Genomic DNA, 19,412 nt, shown 5'->3' on the forward strand with positions numbered 1-19,412 from the left:
CCAAAGACGGCTGAGTGGGGCAGCTGTCGCCGCGGGCGGCCCTGAACCGCCCCGCCCGTCACTCTCAGCAGTCTTTCGGCACGGGTGAGCGGCCGCGCGGACGGCGCGGCGCCGGGCGGCGCAGGCCGGACGGAGGGCGGGCGGCGCAGGCCGGACGGAGGGCGGGCGGGTGAACGGGCCAGCCGGCGCGGCGCAGGCCGAGTGTCCGGGCGAGCGGACGGCCCTCGGCGGTGCGGCGCAGGCCGAACGGGCGGGCCGGCGGCCGGGCCGCCCGGGCGGGCCGGCGGGCCGGGCCGCCGGGGCGATCAGCCGGCGAGAACCACCCGGAGCTGCTCGACCGCCCAGTCCAGCTCGGTGCCGCGGATCACGAGCGGCGGCGCGATGCGGATCGTCTGTCCATGCGTGTCCTTGACCAGCACCCCACGCGCAAGCAGCTTCTCGGCGATCTCCCGCCCCGTGCCGCGGGCCGGGTCGATGTCCACACCCGCCCAGAGGCCGGCGACACGGATGCCGGTCACGCCGTCTCCGACGAGCTCGGTGAGCTTGGCCTCAAGATGCTCGCCGAGCGCCGCGGCGCGTCGCTGGAACTCTCCGGTCGCGAGCATCTCCACGACCCGCGTCCCGACGGCCGCCGCCAGGGGATTGCCGCCGAACGTCGACCCGTGCTCGCCCGGCCGGATCACGCCGAGCACGTCGCGGTTCGCCACCACGGCGGAGACGGGCAGGATGCCGCCGCCGAGCGCCTTGCCGAGGAGGTACACATCGGGAACCACGCCCTCACGGTCGCACGCGAACGTCTCGCCCACCCTGCCGAGCCCGGACTGGATCTCGTCGGCGATCATGAGCACGCCGTGCCGGGAAGTGATCTCGCGGACGGCGCGCAGGTACCCCGCCGGCGGGATGACGACCCCGGCCTCTCCCTGGATCGGCTCCAGCAGCACCGCTGCCGTGTTCTCGTCGATCGCTGCCTCGAGGGCTGCGGCATCCGCGTAGGGCACCGTCACGAAGCCCGGGGCGTACGGCCCGAAGCCGTCGCGCGCCTGCGGGTCGTCACTGAAGCCCACGATCGTCGTCGTGCGACCGTGGAAGTTGCCTCCCGCCACGATCACCGTCGCGCGATCATCGGCAATGCCCTTCACGCGGTAGCCCCACGCGCGGGCCACTTTGATGCCGGTCTCGACCGCCTCGGCGCCGGTGTTCATCGGCAGCACGAGGTCCTTGCCGCACAGCTCGGCCAGCGCGGCGGCGAACACGCCGAGCCGATCGTTGTGGAACGCCCGGCTCGTGAGGGTGATGCGGCCCAGCTGCTCGCGCGCCGCGGCGAGGATGGCCGGGTGGGAGTGGCCGAAGTTCACGGCGGAATAGGCCGCGAGCAGGTCGAGGTAGCGCCGACCCTCGACGTCGGTCACCCATGCACCTTCCCCGGAGGCGATCACGACGGGCAGCGGGTGGTAGTTGTGCGCGACGTGCTCGTCCTCGGCGGCGATGATCGCCGCCGAGTTCGCGTCGAGAACCTGCGGGGTCGTCATGCCCGGGCCCCGCGCAGCTCGAGCGTGCAGCACTTGATGCCGCCGCCGCCGAGGAGGAGTTCGGACAGATCGACCATGATCGGGTTGTAGCCGCGCTCGCGCAGCTGCGCCTCGAAGCCCTTCGCGCGCGGCGAGATGATGACGTTGTAGCCGTCGCTGGCGGAGTTGAGCCCGAACACCGCGCCGTCCTCATCCGACACGTGGATCGCATCGGGGTAGCGCGTGGCGAGGATCGCCTGGCTCGCCTCGTCGAACGCCGACGGCAGATAGGCGATGTTGGCCCGCTCGGGTCCGCCGTTCTCGATGCCCTCGATCGGATCGAGCACCGCGATCGCCGTGTCCAGGTGATAGAACCGGGGGTCGGTGAGCGTGAGCGAGATGACCTCGCGGCCGAAGACCTCGCCCACCTCGCGGTGGCTGTCTCCGGTGGAGCGGAAGCCGGTGCCGGCGAGGATCACGTCGCCGACGAGGAGGAAATCGCCCTCGCCCTCGTTGACCTCGACCGGCTCACGGGTGTCGAAACCCGCCGCCCGGAACCAGTCGATGAAGGGACCGGCCTCCCCGGCGCGCTCGGCGAAGCGGAACTTCGGCCCGTAGGCGATCCCGTCGATCAGGAACCCGCCGTTCGCGGTGTAGACCATGTCCGGCAGCCCCTCGACGGGGTCGATCAATTCGATCTCGTGGCCGAGCGCGATGTACGTGTCGTACAGGTCTTGCCACTGCCGGACGGCGCGCGCCGTGTCCGTCGGGTTGGCCGGCTCCATCCACGGGTTGATCGTGTAGCTCACCGTGAAGTGCTCGGGGCGGCACATCAGGTAGCGGCGGTGGTGCGCGGTGCGGGCGGTGGTGCCGGCGGTGGTGGATGCCGGCGCGATGTTCTGCGTCATGATGAGCTCCTGTGCAGAGGGGCGGCGGACGCTGTCCTCGGGGCCCGGCGGAGCTGCGGAAGCCGGCGACTCGGGCACGCCGATTTCATTCTCGCACAGCGATATCCGCGCTAAGGTAGTTGACCTGCGACAACTACCGTCGTCGCTGAGTGCTCCTCTTCTCGCTCCGAGGTCTCGATGTCTGACGCTACGACGGCCACCGGCCGCATCCGCACCCGCGGCGCGGAACCGGTGATGACGCACCGCATGATCATGTTCGTCATATTCGGCCTGATGGCCGGGATGTTCCTCTCCGCGCTGGACCAGACGGTCGTCGGCACGGCGATCCGGACGATCGGCGACGACCTGAACGGGTTGAGCCAGCAGGCGTGGGTCACGACGGCCTACCTGATCGTCTCCACGATCTCCACACCCATCTACGGCAAGCTCTCGGACATCTTCGGCCGGCGCCCGCTGTTCATCTTCGCGATCGTCGTGTTCATGATCGGCTCGCTCCTGGCGAGCTTCTCCACCTCGATGATCGAGCTGGCCGCGTTCCGCGCGATACAGGGCCTCGGCGCCGGCGGCCTGATGTCGATGCCGCTCGCGATCATGGGCGACATCCTCGCGCCGCGCGAGCGCGCGAAGTATCAGGGCTACTTCCTCGCGGTCTTCGGCATCTCGAGCGTGATCGGCCCGCTCGTGGGCGGCCTGTTCGCCGGAGCCGACCAGATCCTCTGGATCGCGGGCTGGCGCTGGGTCTTCCTCATCAACGTCCCGATCGGCCTCGTCGCGCTCGGCATCGTGCTGCGCTTCCTGCACATCCCCCGCCATCCCGCGCACTCCGTGCGGATCGACTGGTGGGGCGCCTCGCTCGTCGTGATCGCACTCGTCCCGCTGCTGCTCGTCGCCGAACTCGGCCGGGAGTGGGGATGGGGGTCGCCCCTCGCGATCACGTGCTACGTGGTCGGCATCCTCGGTGTGATCGGCTTCGTGATCGCGGAGGTTCTCATGAAGGACGACGCGCTGATCCCCCTGAAGCTCTTCCGCTCCTCGACGTTCTCGATGGCGACCGTGATCGGCGTCTTCATCGGCTTCGGCATGTTCGGCGCGATGCTGACCCTGCCCCTCTACCTGCAGCTCGTCACGGGCGCGACGCCGACCGAGAGCGGTCTGCAGATGCTGCCGATGATCCTCGGCCTCATGATCGCCTCGATCGGATCCGGACAGATCATCGCCCGCACCGGGCGGTACCGCATGTTCCCGATCCTCGGCACGGCGCTGCTCTCCCTCGGTTTCTTCGCCCTGACCTTCCTGCAGTACGACACCTCGTACTGGTACATCGCCGGTGGGATGCTGCTCATCGGTCTCGGACTCGGCCAGCTCATGCAGACCCTCACGATCGCGAGCCAGAACTCGGTCGGCATCCGCGATATGGGCGTCGCGACGAGCTCATCGACGTTCTTCCGGCAGATCGGCGGGACGCTCGGCACCGCGGTGCTGCTCTCGCTGCTGTTCACCGTGCTGCCCGCGAACGTGCAGACCTCGTTCGCCGACACCGAGACGCTCACGACGGCTCTGGATGCGGCGCTGGACCCGGCGGTCGCCGAGGCCCCCGAGAACGCCGCGATCATGGACCAGATCTACGCGCCGATCGTCGCACAGCTCACGACCGCCACGACCACCCAGATCGAGGACGCCCTCGCGCAGGGCGTGCCCGCGAGCCAGCTCGAGCAGCAGATCCCGGTCGCGCAGATCTCCGAAGACGGCACGGTGACGCTCGACTTCTCCGACGACGCCGCGCGCACGGCCTACGTGGAATCGGCCGTCCCCGTGATCGAGGACCGATTCGCCTCGGGCGGCGGCACGAGCGAGATGGACTCCGCGGCGCTGGACGACACGTCGTTCCTCACGGGCGCGGCTCCCGCGCTGACCGCGCCGATCCTCATCGCCTTCAACGCTTCGGCGGTGCTGGTGTACCGCGTCGCGATGTGGGTCGTGATCGTGGCGTTCATCCTGTCGCTGTTCTTCCGCACGCCGCCGCTGCGCGCCAAGTCCGCACTTCAGGAGGCGGCGGACGACGCGCGGGAGGACGAGCTGGTCCGGGCGACGAAGGCCGCCGACACCGCCGGGGTGCTCGTCCAGCCGTAGGGTCGGTCAACCCGCGTGCGCCCCGCGCACGAGGACCTTGCCGACCGTGCGACCGGCTTCGACGTGGGCGAGCGCGGCGCTCGCGTCCTGGAACGCGAACGTGCGCTCGATCACCGGCGTGAGGCGACCGGATGCCGCCTCCGCGAGCAGTCGCTCGGTGACGGGCGTCTTCGTCACCGCCGTGATCGGGACGAAGCGGCGGCCGGGCCGCCCGACGAAGAGGGACCGGAGGATGCGACCGACCGGGCCGAGGACGCGACCGCCGTCGCCGCCGACGAGCGCGACCTTCCCGCCGCGGCGGAGGAGTCCACGCAAGAGCGTGAGGGGCGGCAGGCCCGCGATGTCCACGACGACGTCGAAGTGGTCGGCGGGCAGATCGGCGAGGTCGGTCGTGCGGTAGTCGAACGTCCGGGCCGCGCCGAGCCGACGGAGGGTCTCCTCCGCCCGTGCCCCGCACGTCGCCCAGACCTCGGCGCCGAGGGCCGCGGCCAGCTGCACCGTGAACGTCCCCACGCCCCCGCCGGCGCCGACCACGAGCACCCGCGAGTCCTTGCCGACCCCGCACCGGTCCAGGACGGTCAGTGCCGTGTTGCCCGCGATCGGCAGGGCTGCGGCATCCGTCGTCGACACCTCGGCGGGGATCGCCGACAGCCGCTTCTGCGGGACCGCGACGAACTCGGCGAGCGTGTCCTGGTGCGCGCCGACCACGCGGTCGCCGACCCGCAACCCGGTCACATCCGCGCCGAGCGCGACGACGGTGCCGGCCAGGTCCATCCCCCGACCGGCGACGCGGGGGCGGCGCAGGCCGAGGAAGAGCCGGACGAGGCGGGGTTCGCCCTGCATGAGGTGGATGTCGCCGGAGTTGATCGAGACGGCGTCGACCCGGACGAGGACCTCATCGGCGCGGGGAACCGGCACCGGCACGGTCTCGGCGGCGACGGCGTCCGCGCCGCCGTACCGATGTTGGCGCCAGGCGGTCATGGTCTTCGTCGTGGCGGTATACGTGCTCATGCGGATTCTCCTTCGGTGGGGTACTGGAAGACGTCGTCGAGGCCGGCCCCGAAGACGCGGGCGATCTGGAACGCGAGCTCGAGCGTGGGCGAATAGCGCTCCTGCTCGATCGCGATGACGGTCTGGCGCGTCACGCCGATGCGGCGGGCGAGCTCGGCCTGCGTGATCCCCGCGGCTTCCCGCAGTGCCCGGATGCGGTTCGTGACCCGTGTCGGCTTGACCATCAGACGAGTCCCCGCCGGTAGGCGATCACGCTGGCGAGCCCGCCGACGAACGCCGACAGGGCGAAGCCGAAGAACATCGTGTTGGCGATCCAGAACCGGTCGGCCCCGATCGCGCAGAGCACGATCACCCCGACACCCGCGATCGCCAGGAACGCCTGACCGACCCGGCTCCCCATCCGCGAGATGTCCCGGTCACGCAGATCGGAGCGGGTCGCGCCCTCGGGGTCGCGCATGCCCGCGACGATCCCCCACAGGATGCTGCTCACGATCATCACGACGACGCCGATGCCGATCGTCCACAGCATGATCGGCCACCAGACGACCTCCGTCAGCGGCCCGCCGTCGGCCTGCTGCAGGACGGCGATCGTGTAGACCGCCATCGCGATCACGCTGCCGACCAGGCCGACCCAGGTATTGCGTTCCTCGTACCCCACGGCATCCCCCGATGTCTAGAATGTTTGACATCACGGTACGCGACGCGAGTCGTGCGTGTCAAACTTTCTTTACATCGGGCGCGAGCCCACGGTCGGCGAGTTCAGATGACGGAGGCGCTCCAGGGATCGGGGTTGCCGAAGCGATGCGCGGTGATCGTGATCGACTGCTCGTGCAGGAACGGCAGGAGCTCGACGCGGCCGGCGGTCGTGACCTCGTTCGAGTACACGGCGAGATCGGGGTCGCCCGCCACGGCGTCGGCGAGCGCGCGGTGCAGCTCGGCGACGGAGTCCGGCGCGCCGACGAGTCGGGCACGCGGCGGACGGGGGCCGGCCCCCTCACCGGTCGCGGTCATGCGCTGGAGCCATTCCTCGTCCGACTCGACGAACACCGCGACCCCTTCGTCACCGAGCGCACGGCGAACGGACGCGGGAAGACCCACCGGCGCGCTGAGCGTGAAGGACGACCCCGCCCGGATGCCGGCCACCACGACCCGCAGCAGGGCCTGCCACGACGCGTCCTTCGTGGCGCGCACCGCGACCTCGACGGGGCGGTAACGGAACAGGTTCCGCTCGACGCCGAGGCGCGACACGTCCCGCACCTGCCCGAACTCGCGGTCCCACGCGAGCGCGTCCGACAGCGCTCCACGCCGCAGCCACTCGAACGCCTCGTAGTCCAGCGACGGCTGCGCCGCCTCGATCAGCGTCGTGATGCGCGAGTCGAGCCCGCGCAGGTGCAGCGTCGTCGAGGCGGCACCCCCCGCGGACGGTCGCCACGCGCCGAGACCGACGAGATAGTTCGGACCACCGGCCTTCGTGCCGGCGCCGACCGAGGAGCGCTTCCACCCGCCGAACGGCTGCCGCTGCACGATCGCGCCGGTGATCCCACGATTGACATAGAGATTGCCGGCCTGCACCTCGTCCAGCCACACCTCCAGATCGTCGGGGTTCTGGGTGTACAGACCCGCGGTGAGCCCGTATGCGACGGCGTTCTGCAGCTCGATCGCGTGCGCGAGCGAGTGCGCGTGCATCACGCCGAGCACCGGGCCGAAGAACTCCTCGCGGTGGAACCGGGATCCGGGGCGCACGCCGGTGCGGATGCCGGGGCTGAAGAACCTGCCCTCGTACTCGCGTCCGAAATCGAGCGGACGCGGCTCGACGAGCCATTTCTCGCCGTCGTCGAGTGTGCTGAGCGCCCACGCGAGCTTGCCGTGGGGTGGTTCGATCACGGGCCCGACCTCGGCGGTCGGATCGGTCGGCGGCCCGACGCGCAGCGAGGTCGCGGCATCCACGAGCTGTCGCGCGAAGCGCTGCGAGCGCGCGACCGGCCCGACGAGGATCGCGAGCGAGGCGGCGGAGCACTTCTGTCCGGCGTGGCCGAACGCGCTCTTGACGAGGTCGGCCGCGGCGAGATCGAGGTCGGCGGAGGGCATCACGATCATCGCATTCTTGCCGCTCGTCTCGGCCAGCAGCGGCAGATCGGGACGCCAAGAGCGGAAGAGTGCGGCGGTCTCCCACGAGCCGGTGAGGATCACCCGGTCCACGTCGGGGTGCGAAACGAGGTGCCGTCCGAGCGCGCCTTCGTCGAGGTCGACGAGCGCGAGCACATCGCGCGGCACACCGGCCTCCCAGAGCGCCTCGGCGAGCACGGCGGCGCACCGCCGGGCCTGTGGCGCCGGCTTGAACACGACACCCGACCCGGCGGCGAGGGCGGCGAGAACGCCGCCCGCCGGGATCGCGACGGGGAAGTTCCACGGCGGCGTCACGACCGTGAGCCTGGCCGGGACGAACACCGCGCCGCTCACCCGATCGAGCTCGCGCGCGGTCGCGGCGTAGTAGTTCGCGAAGTCGACCGCCTCGCTCACTTCGACATCCGCCTCGGCGAAGACCTTGCCCGTCTCCGACGCCGCGACCTCGATCAGCTCGCCGCGCCGCGCCTCCAGGGCTCGCGCGGCAGCCTGCAGCACGGCCGCCCGGTCGGCCGCGGGACGCTGTCCCCAGGGCTCGGCGGCGGCACGGACCCGGGCGATGATCACCTCGAGCTCGTCCGGATCGCTCACGAGCGCCGCGGCGATCGTCGCGTCGCCGGCGGTCGAGGAGTCGATGCGCTGCAGAATGGCGCGGCTCCACTCCCGGTTCGCCGGAAGCGAGGGGTCGGTGTCGGCGGCGTTACGGAATCCGGGGGCACCCTCGGCGTGGTCATCGGCCTGCCGGACGGCGAACACCGCGGTCTCGACGTAGGCGTCACCGGCGAACATCTGCTCGGCGGCCGTCGGCTCGATCGGGACGGTGTCGCCCTCGCCGGCCGACCCGCGGGCGATGCCGAGAACAGCCTGCGTCAAACCCTGGGGAGAATCCGCACCATTCGCGTCGCTGAGGGACCCGACGGGCGCTTTTCTCCCCGGCGTTTCACCGTCCGCGGGCCGCACCAGCGCCGGGGGCGCCCCATCGACAATGCGGTCCTGCCGACGGTTCGGCCCCGTCGGCAGCGCCGGGTCGGCTGCGCGGGCGATCGAGGCGGTGAAGCGGTCGCGCTCGCGGTCGAACAGAGAGGAGTCGTCGGCGAGCTCGAATGCCGCCGAGAGGAAGTTCTCGCTCGACGCGTTCTCCTCGAGGCGCCGCACGAGGTAGCTGATCGCGACGTCGAACTCATCCGGACGGACGACCGGCACGTACAGCAGCACGTGTCCCACCTCGCGCGCGACGGCCTCGACCTGCCCCTGCGCCATCCCCAGGAGCATCTCGAACTCGACGTCGGCGCGCACCCCGCGCTCACCGGCGAGCAGCCACGCGTACGCGATGTCGAAGAGGTTGTGGCCGGCGACGCCGATCCGCACCGCGGCGGTGTGCGCGGGATCCAGCGCGCTCTGCAGGCACCGCACGTAGTTCGCGTCCGAGTCGAGCTTGCGGTCGTACGTCGCGAGCGCCCAGTCGTGCATCACGGCGTCCACGCGCTCCATCGCGAGGTTCGCGCCCTTCACCAGGCGCACCTTGATGCGCGCCCCGCCCGCGGCGACGCGAACGCGCGCCCACGCGGTGAGCTCCTCGAGTGCGGGCAGGGCGTCGGGCAGGTAGGCCTGCAGCACGATGCCCGCCTCGAGCTGCTGAAGGCGGGGGTCCTCGAGCAGTCGGGTGAAGACGGCGATCGTGAGGTCGAGGTCGCGGTACTCCTCCATGTCGAGGTTGATGAACGTGCCGTCGGTCGCGGCCGTGAGGTACAGCGGCAACAGTCGCGTGACAACCCGTTCGACGACGTCGTCGAACGCCCACATCGAGATGTGGCTCGCGATCGCCGAGACCTTGACCGAGACGTAGTCCACGTCGGGCCGGCGGACGAGGTCGTGGATCCCCTCGAGCCGGCGCAGCGCCTCCTTCTCGCCGAGCACCGCTTCGCCGAGCAGGTTGAGGTTGAGCCGCGCACCGCTCTCGCGGATCTTCGCGATCGCGGGGCCGAGCTTGTCCGGGCGGGCGTCGACCACCAGATGCCCGACCATCTCGCGCAGGACGCGCCGCGCGATCGGCACGACCGGTGTGGGCAGCACCGGGGCGACGACGCCGCCGACCTGCACGGCGCCACGCAGGTACCACGGCAGGAACTTCGGCACGAGCGGGGCGACCCGCGTGAGGTTGGATGCCGCCGCGGACAGGCTCTCCGGACGCATCACCCCGTCCACGAAGCCGATCGTGAAGGGCAGCCCGTCCGGGTCCTTCAGCACGCCGGCGAGGCGCTGCGCGGATGCGTCGCCCTGCACCCCCGCGCTCTCGGCGACCCAGCGACGGGCGAGGTCGATCGCCTCATCGGTCAACGTGTCGGGGAGCGCAGTCGAAGAGGCGGACATGCCTCCAGCATGCGGCATCCGAACGTTCGAGAAAAGCAACCATCTATGATCGGTACCGTTCGCTCTCATCGATGAATGCCGAGGCGAGGTCCGAGGGGGTGCCGTGTTCGAACTTCGACGACTCCGTCTCCTGCACGAACTCTCGCTCCGCGGCACGCTCGCCGCGGTCGCCGAGGCGCTCTCCTACAGCCCCTCGACGATCTCGCAGCAGCTCGCGCAGCTGGAGAAGGACGCGGGCGTCGCGCTCCTGATCGCCGACGGTCGTCGGGTGCGGTTGACGGATGCCGGCATCCTGCTGGCCGCGCACGCGGCGCGGGCGCTCGAGCTCGAAGAGCGGATCCGCGCCGAGCTGGAGAGCCTGCAGCCGGGCATCGCGCCGGTGCGCGTGGCGGTGCTGCAGACCGCGGCGCACGCCCTGCTGCCGGCTGCGCTGTCCCTGCTGGCCGAGCGCGAACCGGGCCTGCGGGTGGAGATCGCCGAGGTGCCGCCGGAAGAGGGTCTGTTCGAACTGTCCGCCCGCGGATTCGACCTGGTGATCGCGGAGCAGTATCCCGGGCACACCCGCGCGCATCGAGCCGGGCTCGAGCGCGACGTGCTCGGCAGCGATCCGATCCGGCTCGCCCTGCCACCGGCGGACTCCGCCCGCTCCCTCGCCGACCTCCGCGACCGCGCCTGGGTCATGGAGCCCGCAGGAACGGCCGCCCGTCAGTGGGCGGTGCAGCAATGCCGCGCCGCGGGATTCGAGCCCGACGTGCGCTTCGAGATCGCCGACCTCACCGCCGCCGTGCGCCTGATCGCCGCGGGCCGGGCGGTCGGAGTCCTGCCGGATCTGGTGTGGACCGACATCGATCCGCCGGTGCGACTCGTCGACCTGCCCGGTCAGCCGGTTCGCGAGATCTTCAGCGCCGCCCGCGCCTCCTCGGCGTCGAGGGTCGGCATCCGGGCGGTGCGGGCGGCGCTGCGCGACGCGTTCGCCGCCCGGCCGGTGTGACCGCAGGTCAGGCCGGCGGGCGCTGCTCCCGCGCTGCCCGCACCGCGTCGGGGTCCCCCGACACACCGTCTCGCGCGGCTGGGACGTCCCCGGCACTGCGTCGCGGCGCGGGCACGTAGCCCTGCGTGACGTCGCCCTCCCGGTCGTCCCGGATGCCGTCGCCGTCGGCGTCCGCGTGACGCGCATCGCCCTGTCGGGCATCCGCCCGCTCGGTGCGGACCTGCGGGTCGAGCTCGTCGGCCTTGCGCAGCTTCTCGGCCTGCTCGGCCCGCAGCCGCTCGGCGTCCGAGCTGTGCTCGCCGATCGTGGCCGAGGCGCGCTCCGCCTCGATGCCGGCCTGAGCGGCACGGGCCTTCGCCTGCTCCGCCTCCGCAGCGGCGGTCGCCGCATCGGCCCGCGCCTGGGCGGCCTGCGCTTCGCGCTCGCGCGCGGCGAGCTCGGTCTGCCGCGCGTCCGCGCGCAGCTCCTCCGCCTTCGAGTGTTGGGCTTCGAGCCGCTTCGCCGACGCACGCCGCGAAGCCATGATCGCGATCACGACGATGATCGCGACGACGATCACCGCGATGACGATCCAGATGAGGGTGGCAGTGTCCATGAGGTCACTCCTTCGAGGTTTCGGGATCGCCCGGGTGGGACGACCGCACCTCCGAAGGCAACCGCACCTGCGCGCGCCGCGCCATCCGCTTGCGCGGTCGGGCGCCGTGGGGTACGCCGACAGGACGACGTTTCGTAGGGTGAAGTGGTGACGCCCCCCGACCAGAGCCCGGTGACGCGCGCTCGGACGCGCTTCGGATGGTTGCGCGCGGCATCCGATCGGGTGCCCACCCGCTGGTTCGCGGCGATCGGAACAGGACTCTTCCTCGCTGCGACCGCCGCTTTCGGGGGACTCGCGACCGCCGCGGAGCACGAGCCCGCGGTGCTCGCCGACGGTGCGACGCACCGCAACGCCCAGCTGTCGATCCAGGTCGAGCGGGCGGTGCTGATCGACGAATTCCCGGATGCCGGCGTCTACGTCGAGGACGGCCAGCGGGTCCTCGCGCTCGTGGTGACGGTCGAGAACGAATGGACGCAGCCGCTGCCGACGAGCCCGGGCACGAGCGTGGCGAAGTCCTTCACGATCGAGGGGCTGAGCGCCGGACCCGACTCGACGGCTCGCCTGGACGATGCGACGGTGGGACCGTGGCTCCAGCCCGGTGTCCCCGCGCAGATCGTCGTGACGTGGGCCGTCGATGCCGATCGGTTCGACGCCGACCAGAACCTCACGGTGACGCTGAACGATCTCACGCTGTACACGGGGTCGTTCGTGACCAGTGGGCAGTGGTGGACGGATCCGGTGCCCGCGGCGACCACGACGGTCGTCATCGAGGACGTGGGGGCGGGGGCATGAGGCGCGTCCTCGCCTGGGCGGCGGGCGCGGGACTCGTCGCCGCGGCGTGGGGCGTCGCGGCGATCACTCCCGCGCCGGACGCCGAGGAGGAGCCGTTCGTCGTGGCCGCGGCCGTCGGCGAGCGCGCGGTCGGGCGCAACATCGCGATCACCGTCACGGACGTGACGCGCGCGAGTGATGTTCGTGCGGGCGAGTGGAGAGCGGAGGGCAACTGGGTCGTCGTCGACCTGGATGCCGAAGCCGTGGTCTCGGAGAAGGGGTGCCTCCTCGCCCTGGCGACCCTCGAGGTGGACGGCCGAACCTACCGCGCCAGCGAGCGGCCGGAGTCGTTCCTGGGTCAATCGCTCTCGGTGGGGGTTCCGCAGTCCGGGAGCGTCGCCTTCGAGCTCGCCGACGACGTCACCGGCGGCGATGCCACGCTGCGATTCGGAGAGACCACCGACCCGCGTCTGGACTCCCTCATCGCGGTGAACGTCGACCTCGGCACCGTCGAGCCCGCCGCCGACGTCGAGCTCGATCCGACCGTCTGGAGCGCCCGATGACCGGCTGGTGGCGGCGCAATGCGGTCGCGCTCGGCGCGGTGGCGGTCCTGCTGCCGCTCACGGCCGGAGTCGTCGCGGTGAACGAGTGGTCCGAGTTCGACGCGGGGCATGCCACCAGACCCGTCACGGTGCACAGCGGCGACTCGACGGTCTACGCCGGCGCGACCGTGGGCCCGGCCCGTGCGGGCGTCGAAGACGAGTCCTCGGCTCCCCCCGGCACGAAGGTCGTCATGGCCCGTGTCCTGGTGGATCCCGGTGCCGAGCCCATCGCGTGCTCCCCGCCCGTCCTGCGCGAGATCGGCGGGACTCAGCGTCAGTGGAACGAGGCGTCACTCGAGCTCGATCTGCCCTACGACCCCGAGCGTCGATCCTCGTGCGACTCCGCGCTCCCGATCCGCTACTCGCTGACCCTCGCCTACATCGTCCCGGCCGATGCGGAGGGTCCTTTCACGGTCGACCTCGAGACCGCTGCGGAGTATCCGAACTACGTGCGGCTGATCGTCTCGCCCTGAACCGGCGCCGCCTCGTCGCTCGCCGCGGCGGGCGCCAGCCGCGCGATCACCGCGTCGTATGCACCGGCGACCAGAACGACCCGCAGCGGCTCGATCACGAGCGGCACCGCGAGGAAGATCAGCGGCGCGTTGACCATCCAGAACGACGCGAGCTCGTTCGGGCCGACGACGCGGGAGATCCCGAGCTCGAGCGCGGCATCCAGCGACAGCAGCACGGTGAACAGCAGGACGTACGACCCGATCAGCACCGGTCCGGCGCGCCACATGAGCAGGATCGCGCGCCCGATCGGCTGGAAGCGGGCGATCAGGTCCGACCAGATGTCCTTCAGGCGCGCGCGCAGTCTGCCCGGCAGCGTGTCCAGGCGGGCGCGGGCACGGGTGTAGACCGCACCGCCGAGCTGCGCGCTCTGCGGCGCGACCGCCTGCCCGTAGATGACGCCGGCGATCGTGAGCCACGCGATCGGCAGCAGGACGATGCCTCCGACCTCGCCGAGGAGCCACTCCACGCCGTCCCAGATCCACGCGATCGGCACGAGCTGATCGGCGACCCACGCGCGCGCCTCCGCGAGCCAGACGATGCCCTGCCGGGTCTGCACCCAGCCGGTCACGATCCCGAGCGCGTCCGCGATCAGGGTCACCGACAGATAGACCCACAGGATCTCGAGATACACCGCGGCGACCGCGAACGCCCGGGGCAGTCGCGCGCGATGGCGCTTCCACAGCCAGCGCCCGGCGAAGGCGGCGACGATGATCGCGATCGTGATCGGGCCGAGGCTCAACTCCCCGACCGCCGCGTCACCGGCCCGCTCCCGACCGCCGAAGATCTCGTCGGCGATCAGCCCGGTGTTCACGTCGAGGAGGCGCGCGAAGTAGGCGGCGGCATCCTCTTTCAGATAGCCCCATGCGGCGTAGAACGCCACGAAGGGCAGGATGCCGGCCATGAGCGCATCGACGAACGCCCGGCGCCGCCCGGCCCGATCGACCGGCACCGGCGCGATCGCGCCGAGGGCGACCATGCCGTCCCTGAGCACCAGGAGCATCGCGACGAGGGCGACCAGACGCGCGAGGATCGCGAGGGGGAAGAGCAGCGCACCGCCGATCGCGCTGTACGCACCGACGAAACCGGCGATCTGGATCGCGAGGTACCGACCGAGCGTGCCCGCGAGGTAGAGCGCGAGAAGGGCGGGCCAGTGCCGCCACAGCAGCCGGCCGGCCAGGCGCAGGACGGCGATCACGCGTCCACGCTACCGGGGCCTACTGCCAGGTGCTCGGCGCCGGAACCCGCGTCGACGGCAGGGCCGACGCCGCCGCCCACTCGACGACCCACGGGGCGAGCTCGGGGAGGTTGTCGGGGCGGTGCAACTCCTGGAACAGCTCCTCATGCGGCACGATCCCGCCCGAGCGCCGCAGGAAGCGCGCGCGCACGATCATCTCGGCGTACACCTCGCCGTCCACGACGGCGCGGTGCATCAGGTACGCCGACTTGTCGTCGTGCCCGAGCAGGCGCGACTCGACCGTGAAGCGCTGCCACAGCTGCAGCGACTTGCGGAACGTGATGGTCTCGCTGGCCACGACCGCGTACCAGCCCTGGCGGCTGAACACGTCCCAGATACCCGTGCGGATCAGCAGGTCGAAGCGGCCGAGGTCGAACAGCGACCCGTAGCGGCCGTTGTTCATGTGCCCGAGCAGGTCGATGTCGGTCGGAAGCGTCCGCACCGACACGCGCCCCACGGCCGTCGGGGGGAGGGTGCCCTTGCGGCGCAGCTGGATCTTCGCGCGCCAGATCGTCAGCAGGGTCCGCCAGATCACGTTCACGAGGAGCGATGGTAGCCATCGACGACCGCTCGGGCGATTCCGTTGTCGGATTCCGACATGCTTCGGAGGCGGCATCCGCCGTTCGCGACACCCCGATTGTCAAGCGCCGGCGCCGATTTTGGCCGCCGCAGAGCCGAGCGTAGAGTCAGCCCCATGGAAGCCGAACTGCAGACCGACATCGTCGTCCGTCCAGTGCGAGACGTCGATGCTGAAGCCCTCGGCCGCGTACACGCGACCTGCTGGCACGAGACGTACGACCACCTGATCAGCAAGGCGGCGCTCGAGAAGATCTCGCCGCGCCGGATGGCCGAGCTGTGGACCCACTGGGCATCACAGGGTCCCGACTTCAAAATGTTCGCCGCGCTCGCCGACGGTGAGATCGTCGGCTTCGCCGGCTCCGGCCCCGCCCGCGACAAGGACGCCCCGCGCTTCCGCGAGCTGTACTTCATCTATTTGCTCGACGCGTGGCACGGCACCGGCATCGGTCAGCGTCTGTTCGACGCCGTCGTCGGCTCCGACGAAGAGGTGTACCTCTGGGTCGCCGAGGACAACCCTCGCGCGCACCGCTTCTACTCCCGCAACGGGTTCAGCCTCGACGGTGCCGCGCACACCGAGCCTTTCCTCGGCGAGACGCTCACCGAGGTGCGGTTCGTCCGCTGACACGGTCTCGGTGCTGCAGATCTGGCCGCTGCGCGGCATCCCCGAGGTCACCGCGCAGTCGGATCTCGTCGCGCTGATCGCGGACGCCGCCGGCGACACGCTCGCGGACGGCGACATCCTGGTGGTCACCTCCAAGATCGTCTCGAAGGCCGAAGGCCGCATGATCGCCGCGGACGACCGCGAGGACGCGATCACGGCGGAAACGGTCAGGGTCGTCGCATCCCGCACGTCCGAGAGCGGTCACACGACGAGGATCGTGGAGAACAAGCTCGGGATCGTCGCCGCCGCCGCCGGTGTGGATGCGTCCAACACCCCGCAGGGCACCGTCTTGCTCCTGCCGGTCGACCCCGATGCATCGGCGCGGGAGATCGCCACCGGGCTGCGCGCCCGTCTCGGCGTGCGGGTGGGCGTGATCGTCTCGGACACCCTCGGTCGGGCGTGGCGCGAGGGGCAGACCGACGCCGCGATCGGCGCGGCGGGCGTCCACGTCTTCGAGGACCTGCGCGGTGCGACGGATGCCGAGGGCCGGCCCCTGGTCGTCACGATGCCGTGCGTCGCCGACGAGCTGGCCGCCGCGACCGATCTCGTGAAGGGCAAGGCGACCCGACTGCCCGTCGCGGTGGTGCGGGGCAGAGCGGATCTGGTCGGCGACCTCGACCTGCCCGGGGCCCGCTCGATCGTCCGGGATCCCGAGCGCGACATGTTCCGCCGCGGGGCGGACGAGGCCTACGCCGACGGGTTCGCCGCGGGTGCGGCATCCGTCACCGGCCGCTGACGGTCCCGAAGAGTCGCGCGATCGGGGCGAGGACGAGCGGCCGCGCGGCGATCCACCCGGCGGCGATCACGACCATGGACGCGGCGAAGATCCAGAACCCGACCCAGTTGACCGCGTCCTGCGCGGCGTACATGTGGTTGAGGTTGCGCAGGGCCCCGGTGGCGAAGACGAGTGCGACGTGCACGATGATGAACGCGACGAAGTACAGCATCACCGGGAAGTGGATCTTCCGGGCCCACTCGACCGGGTACGCCTTGTTCAGCGCGGTCGCGTTCTTGGGCCAGATCCCCGACATGCGCACACCGGTTGCGATCGCGAGCGGCGCGGCGAGGAAGACGGTCGCGAAGTACGCCAGCTGCTGCAGTGAGTTGTAGTTCACCCAGCCGTTCTCGGTCGGCCAGTCCAATGACACGTACTGCAGCGCTGCGCTGATCGCGTTCGGGAACACCTCCCAGCTGGTCGGGACGATCCGCATCCACTGCCCGGTGGTGAACAGCAGGACGATGAAGATCACGCCGTTCGTGACCCACAGCAGATCCAGCGCCTGGTGGAACCACAGGTTCAGGCTGATCTTGCGCTTCTTCGCGCCGCGCGGCGACCAGAACACGCTCGGCCGCTTCTCGCGGCGCACCTGCAGGCCGGTGCGGATGATCAGCACCATCAGGAACACGTTGAAGAAGTGCTGCCACCCCAGCCACGCCGGGAACCCGACCGGCGCCCCCTCGGGCAGCTCGTACTCGCCCGGATAGGTGGTCAGGAAGTCCTGGAACGGCTCCAGGCTCAGCAGGAACCGCACCGCGACCACGGCCATCCCCGCCGCGAACAGCAGCCCGGCCCCGCCCACGATCACGGCCCCCGCCCACTGGAGTCTCGTGAACGGGCCGATCCGCGCAGGTTCGGGGCGCGGTGCGGGGCGGGTGCGCGCGGCTCTGCCCGGGTACACCGTGCGCGTGAACGGCAGAGGCACCGACAGATCGGTGGCGGCATCCGCCCGCGAAAGTGTGACCTCGTGCCCGGTCGGCGGCGCGGAGGCGACCGGTACTGCCACGTCGGCATCGGAGGCCGGGTGCGAAGGTGTCGCGTCGTGCCGGGTAGGCGGCGCGGAGGCGACCGGTGCTGTCACTTCCGCGCGCTGCTCCGGCGCGAACCCGGCGGGCGGCCACGGGTCACCGCCCACCGTGCGGGGCAGCCCGCGCCGGAGCGGGCGCGCACCGTCCGTGCTCGGCGCCGCCGCGGCGGGCGCGGCCGCGGCGGGCGCGGTCGCTCGGGGTTCGTCCGTCACCTGTGCACGGATTTCAGGGGCGTCGGCGTTCACGGGTGACGGATGAACGGGCGCGGCGGCAGGCTCCGCCGAGGCGACGACAGCGGATGCCGGGGGCCAGGGCTCCCCGCCCGGCACGCGCGGCAGGCCGCGGCGGATCGTCCGGGCACCACCGGCCGCGGCGGCCGACGCGGGCGCGATCGGATGCCGATCCCCGTCCACACGGACCGCATCCGGCGTCAGGGCCCCGGCCGCGATATCCGCGGGCACGGCGGTCGGAAGCGCCGAGGGGACGACGCCCGTGCCGTGCGCGTCAGCGGCGGGCGCCTCGGCGGCGGGCATCTCGGGAGATGCGACGAGCGGAGATGCGGCATCCGCGGGCCACGGCTGCCCGCCCGGGGTGCGCGGCAACCCGCGCCGCAGGGTCTGCCCGTACGTCGCCACCGGGGTCAGGCCTTCCGCGCCTGCAGCGCCTCGATCAGCTGCGGCACCACCGTGAACAGGTCGCCGACGACACCGAAATCGGCGATCTCGAAGATCGGCGCGTCGGCGTCCTTGTTGATCGCGACGATCGTCTTCGCGGTCTGCATGCCGGCCTTGTGCTGGATCGCGCCGGAGATTCCCAGCGCGACATACAGCTGCGGCGACACCGAGACACCCGTCTGCCCGACCTGGTACGACTGAGGCACATACCCGGCGTCCACCGCCGCGCGCGACGCACCCACCGCAGCTCCCAGCGCGTCGGCGAGCTCGTCGACGAGCGCGAACTTCTCCGCCGACCCCAGCCCCCGGCCTCCCGAGACGACCGCCTTCGCGCCGCGCAGCTCCGGCCGCGACGACGTCACCGCGGCCGGCTCCACCGCATCCACCGACGCGGCCCGCTTGCCCGACGCGGTCACGGCGAGATTCTGCACCGCCGGTTCTGCGACCGCGGCCGCGCGGGCCTCGACCGCGCCCTGCCGCACGGTGATCACGGGCGCCCCCCACGTCACCGCGGCGTCGACGTTGTACGCACCCCCGTATACGGAGTGCTGCGCGACCACACCCTCGGCATCCCGCGAGACAACGACGGCGTCCACGCACAGACCCGACCGGGTCCGCGCTGCGAACCGGCCCGCGACATCACGTCCCTCGATCGAGTTCGAGATCAGGATCGCGTCCGGGCGCACCAGATCCGCCGCCGCGGCCAGCGCATCCACTACCGGCACCGTCAACTCCCCCGCCACAGGCGCCACCACCAGGACGGATGCCGCGCCCAGAGCACCGGCATCCGCCGCGAGCTTCTCGTCGCCGACGATCACCGCGACGGGCGTGCCGATCTCCGCCGCCGCCCCGAGAAGCCCGGCCGCGGACTTGGCCAGCTCGCCGGTCGGCATCACATCCAGGAGCGCCAGGATCGAATCCTCTGCGAACGCCAT

The 19,412-nt window shown here is 71.4% G+C and carries 18 protein-coding genes; 7 read left to right on the forward strand and 11 right to left on the reverse strand.

The features are described from left to right. Positions 1 to 305 precede the first annotated feature (305 nt). Entirely contained in the window at positions 306 to 1,529 is a 1,224-nt protein-coding gene (gene rocD, locus AB0P18_RS00550; protein ID WP_363358460.1) for an ornithine--oxo-acid transaminase, read from the reverse strand. Then, entirely contained in the window at positions 1,526 to 2,416 is an 891-nt protein-coding gene (gene ddaH / locus AB0P18_RS00555) for a dimethylargininase (RefSeq protein WP_363358461.1), read from the reverse strand. Before ddaH ends, rocD begins: the two co-directional genes overlap by 4 nt. 177 nt (positions 2,417 to 2,593) lie before the next feature. On the opposite strand from ddaH, the gene AB0P18_RS00560 reads away from it, so the two are divergent. Beyond that, positions 2,594 to 4,546 (forward strand): MDR family MFS transporter, encoded by a 1,953-nt coding sequence (locus tag AB0P18_RS00560; RefSeq protein ID WP_363358462.1) that lies wholly within the window; start codon positions 2,594 to 2,596, stop codon positions 4,544 to 4,546. A gap of 6 nt (positions 4,547 to 4,552) precedes the next feature. Here AB0P18_RS00560 and AB0P18_RS00565 read toward each other — a convergent pair whose 3' ends face one another. The 4 genes from AB0P18_RS00565 to AB0P18_RS00580 all read right to left on the reverse strand — a co-directional run bounded on the left by AB0P18_RS00565 (position 4,553) and on the right by AB0P18_RS00580 (position 10,051). Further along, complete coding sequence (locus tag AB0P18_RS00565; RefSeq protein ID WP_363358463.1) at positions 4,553 to 5,557, reverse strand: NAD(P)-dependent alcohol dehydrogenase; 1,005 nt, start codon at positions 5,555 to 5,557, stop codon at positions 4,553 to 4,555. Continuing rightward, positions 5,554 to 5,781: a helix-turn-helix transcriptional regulator gene (locus AB0P18_RS00570; protein WP_363358464.1), complete on the reverse strand. Its 228-nt coding sequence runs from the start codon at positions 5,779 to 5,781 to the stop codon at positions 5,554 to 5,556. Before AB0P18_RS00570 ends, AB0P18_RS00565 begins: the two co-directional genes overlap by 4 nt. Next, positions 5,781 to 6,215 carry a hypothetical protein gene (locus AB0P18_RS00575; protein ID WP_344055905.1) on the reverse strand — a complete coding sequence of 145 codons (435 nt, stop codon included), beginning with the start codon at positions 6,213 to 6,215 and terminating at the stop codon, positions 5,781 to 5,783. The genes AB0P18_RS00570 and AB0P18_RS00575 overlap by 1 nt, the downstream gene beginning before the upstream one ends. A gap of 101 nt (positions 6,216 to 6,316) precedes the next feature. Further along, complete coding sequence (locus tag AB0P18_RS00580) at positions 6,317 to 10,051, reverse strand: bifunctional proline dehydrogenase/L-glutamate gamma-semialdehyde dehydrogenase (protein ID WP_363358465.1); 3,735 nt, start codon at positions 10,049 to 10,051, stop codon at positions 6,317 to 6,319. Positions 10,052 to 10,154: 103 nt separating this feature from the next. On the opposite strand from AB0P18_RS00580, the gene AB0P18_RS00585 reads away from it, so the two are divergent. Then, on the forward strand, positions 10,155 to 11,042 hold the full coding sequence (locus tag AB0P18_RS00585; RefSeq protein ID WP_344055907.1) for a LysR family transcriptional regulator: 888 nt from the start codon (positions 10,155 to 10,157) through the stop codon (positions 11,040 to 11,042). A gap of 7 nt (positions 11,043 to 11,049) precedes the next feature. Here the strand turns inward: AB0P18_RS00585 and AB0P18_RS00590 are convergent, their stop codons facing one another. Then, positions 11,050 to 11,637, reverse strand: coding sequence for a hypothetical protein (locus AB0P18_RS00590; RefSeq protein ID WP_363358466.1), 588 nt, complete (start codon positions 11,635 to 11,637; stop codon positions 11,050 to 11,052). A 147-nt stretch (positions 11,638 to 11,784) separates the two neighbouring features. Here AB0P18_RS00590 and AB0P18_RS00595 point away from each other — a divergent pair, with 147 nt between their 5' ends. From AB0P18_RS00595 to AB0P18_RS00605, 3 genes are read left to right on the forward strand one after another with little or no spacing between them, the layout of a single operon-like run. Beyond that, entirely contained in the window at positions 11,785 to 12,429 is a 645-nt protein-coding gene (locus tag AB0P18_RS00595) for a hypothetical protein (RefSeq protein ID WP_363358467.1), read from the forward strand. Beyond that, the gene (locus tag AB0P18_RS00600; protein WP_363358468.1) at positions 12,426 to 12,971 is read left to right on the forward strand and encodes a hypothetical protein; all 546 of its coding nucleotides are present in this window, start codon (positions 12,426 to 12,428) and stop codon (positions 12,969 to 12,971) included. Before AB0P18_RS00595 ends, AB0P18_RS00600 begins: the two co-directional genes overlap by 4 nt. Further along, a complete protein-coding gene (locus tag AB0P18_RS00605) occupies positions 12,968 to 13,483 on the forward strand; it encodes a hypothetical protein (RefSeq protein ID WP_344055911.1) in 516 nt (171 codons plus the stop codon). Before AB0P18_RS00600 ends, AB0P18_RS00605 begins: the two co-directional genes overlap by 4 nt. On the opposite strand, the gene AB0P18_RS00610 is transcribed toward AB0P18_RS00605, so the two are convergent. Then, positions 13,456 to 14,718, reverse strand: coding sequence for a hypothetical protein (locus AB0P18_RS00610; protein ID WP_344055912.1), 1,263 nt, complete (start codon positions 14,716 to 14,718; stop codon positions 13,456 to 13,458). The genes AB0P18_RS00605 and AB0P18_RS00610 overlap by 28 nt on opposite strands. 19 nt (positions 14,719 to 14,737) lie before the next feature. Further along, complete coding sequence (locus tag AB0P18_RS00615; protein WP_363358469.1) at positions 14,738 to 15,298, reverse strand: thioesterase family protein; 561 nt, start codon at positions 15,296 to 15,298, stop codon at positions 14,738 to 14,740. 153 nt (positions 15,299 to 15,451) lie between these two features. Between AB0P18_RS00615 and AB0P18_RS00620 the strand changes: the two genes are divergently transcribed. Continuing rightward, positions 15,452 to 15,958, forward strand: coding sequence for a GNAT family N-acetyltransferase (locus AB0P18_RS00620; RefSeq protein ID WP_363358470.1), 507 nt, complete (start codon positions 15,452 to 15,454; stop codon positions 15,956 to 15,958). 10 nt (positions 15,959 to 15,968) lie between these two features. After that, the gene (gene cofE / locus AB0P18_RS00625) at positions 15,969 to 16,733 is read left to right on the forward strand and encodes a coenzyme F420-0:L-glutamate ligase (RefSeq protein ID WP_363358471.1); all 765 of its coding nucleotides are present in this window, start codon (positions 15,969 to 15,971) and stop codon (positions 16,731 to 16,733) included. On the opposite strand, the gene AB0P18_RS00630 is transcribed toward cofE, so the two are convergent. Together AB0P18_RS00630 and AB0P18_RS00635 are read right to left on the reverse strand one after the other, a co-directional pair. Beyond that, on the reverse strand, positions 16,720 to 18,438 hold the full coding sequence (locus AB0P18_RS00630; RefSeq protein ID WP_363358472.1) for a cytochrome b/b6 domain-containing protein: 1,719 nt from the start codon (positions 18,436 to 18,438) through the stop codon (positions 16,720 to 16,722). The two genes, cofE and AB0P18_RS00630, sit on opposite strands and share 14 nt — an antisense overlap. A gap of 5 nt (positions 18,439 to 18,443) precedes the next feature. Then, positions 18,444 to 19,412, reverse strand: a complete 969-nt coding sequence (locus AB0P18_RS00635; protein WP_363358473.1) for an electron transfer flavoprotein subunit alpha/FixB family protein — start codon at positions 19,410 to 19,412, stop codon at positions 18,444 to 18,446.

The sequence above is a fragment of the Microbacterium sp. NPDC064584 genome, from assembly GCF_040687315.1.
GTDB classification, from domain to species: Bacteria; Actinomycetota; Actinomycetes; order Actinomycetales; family Microbacteriaceae; genus Microbacterium; species Microbacterium lacus.

What these genes read in the sequence shown, in the direction of transcription:
- rocD (WP_363358460.1), bottom strand. Translation starts at nt 1,529, where the DNA reads ATGACGACCCCGCAGGTTCTCGACGCGAACTCGGCGGCGATCATCGCC.
- ddaH (WP_363358461.1), bottom strand. Translation starts at nt 2,416, where the DNA reads ATGACGCAGAACATCGCGCCGGCATCCACCACCGCCGGCACCACCGCC.
- AB0P18_RS00560 (WP_363358462.1), top strand. Translation starts at nt 2,594, where the DNA reads ATGTCTGACGCTACGACGGCCACCGGCCGCATCCGCACCCGCGGCGCG.
- AB0P18_RS00565 (WP_363358463.1), bottom strand. Translation starts at nt 5,557, where the DNA reads ATGAGCACGTATACCGCCACGACGAAGACCATGACCGCCTGGCGCCAA.
- AB0P18_RS00570 (WP_363358464.1), bottom strand. Translation starts at nt 5,781, where the DNA reads ATGGTCAAGCCGACACGGGTCACGAACCGCATCCGGGCACTGCGGGAA.
- AB0P18_RS00580 (WP_363358465.1), bottom strand. Translation starts at nt 10,051, where the DNA reads ATGTCCGCCTCTTCGACTGCGCTCCCCGACACGTTGACCGATGAGGCG.
- AB0P18_RS00590 (WP_363358466.1), bottom strand. Translation starts at nt 11,637, where the DNA reads ATGGACACTGCCACCCTCATCTGGATCGTCATCGCGGTGATCGTCGTC.
- AB0P18_RS00600 (WP_363358468.1), top strand. Translation starts at nt 12,426, where the DNA reads ATGAGGCGCGTCCTCGCCTGGGCGGCGGGCGCGGGACTCGTCGCCGCG.
- AB0P18_RS00605 (WP_344055911.1), top strand. Translation starts at nt 12,968, where the DNA reads ATGACCGGCTGGTGGCGGCGCAATGCGGTCGCGCTCGGCGCGGTGGCG.
- AB0P18_RS00620 (WP_363358470.1), top strand. Translation starts at nt 15,452, where the DNA reads ATGGAAGCCGAACTGCAGACCGACATCGTCGTCCGTCCAGTGCGAGAC.
- AB0P18_RS00635 (WP_363358473.1), bottom strand. Translation starts at nt 19,412, where the DNA reads ATGGCGTTCGCAGAGGATTCGATCCTGGCGCTCCTGGATGTGATGCCG.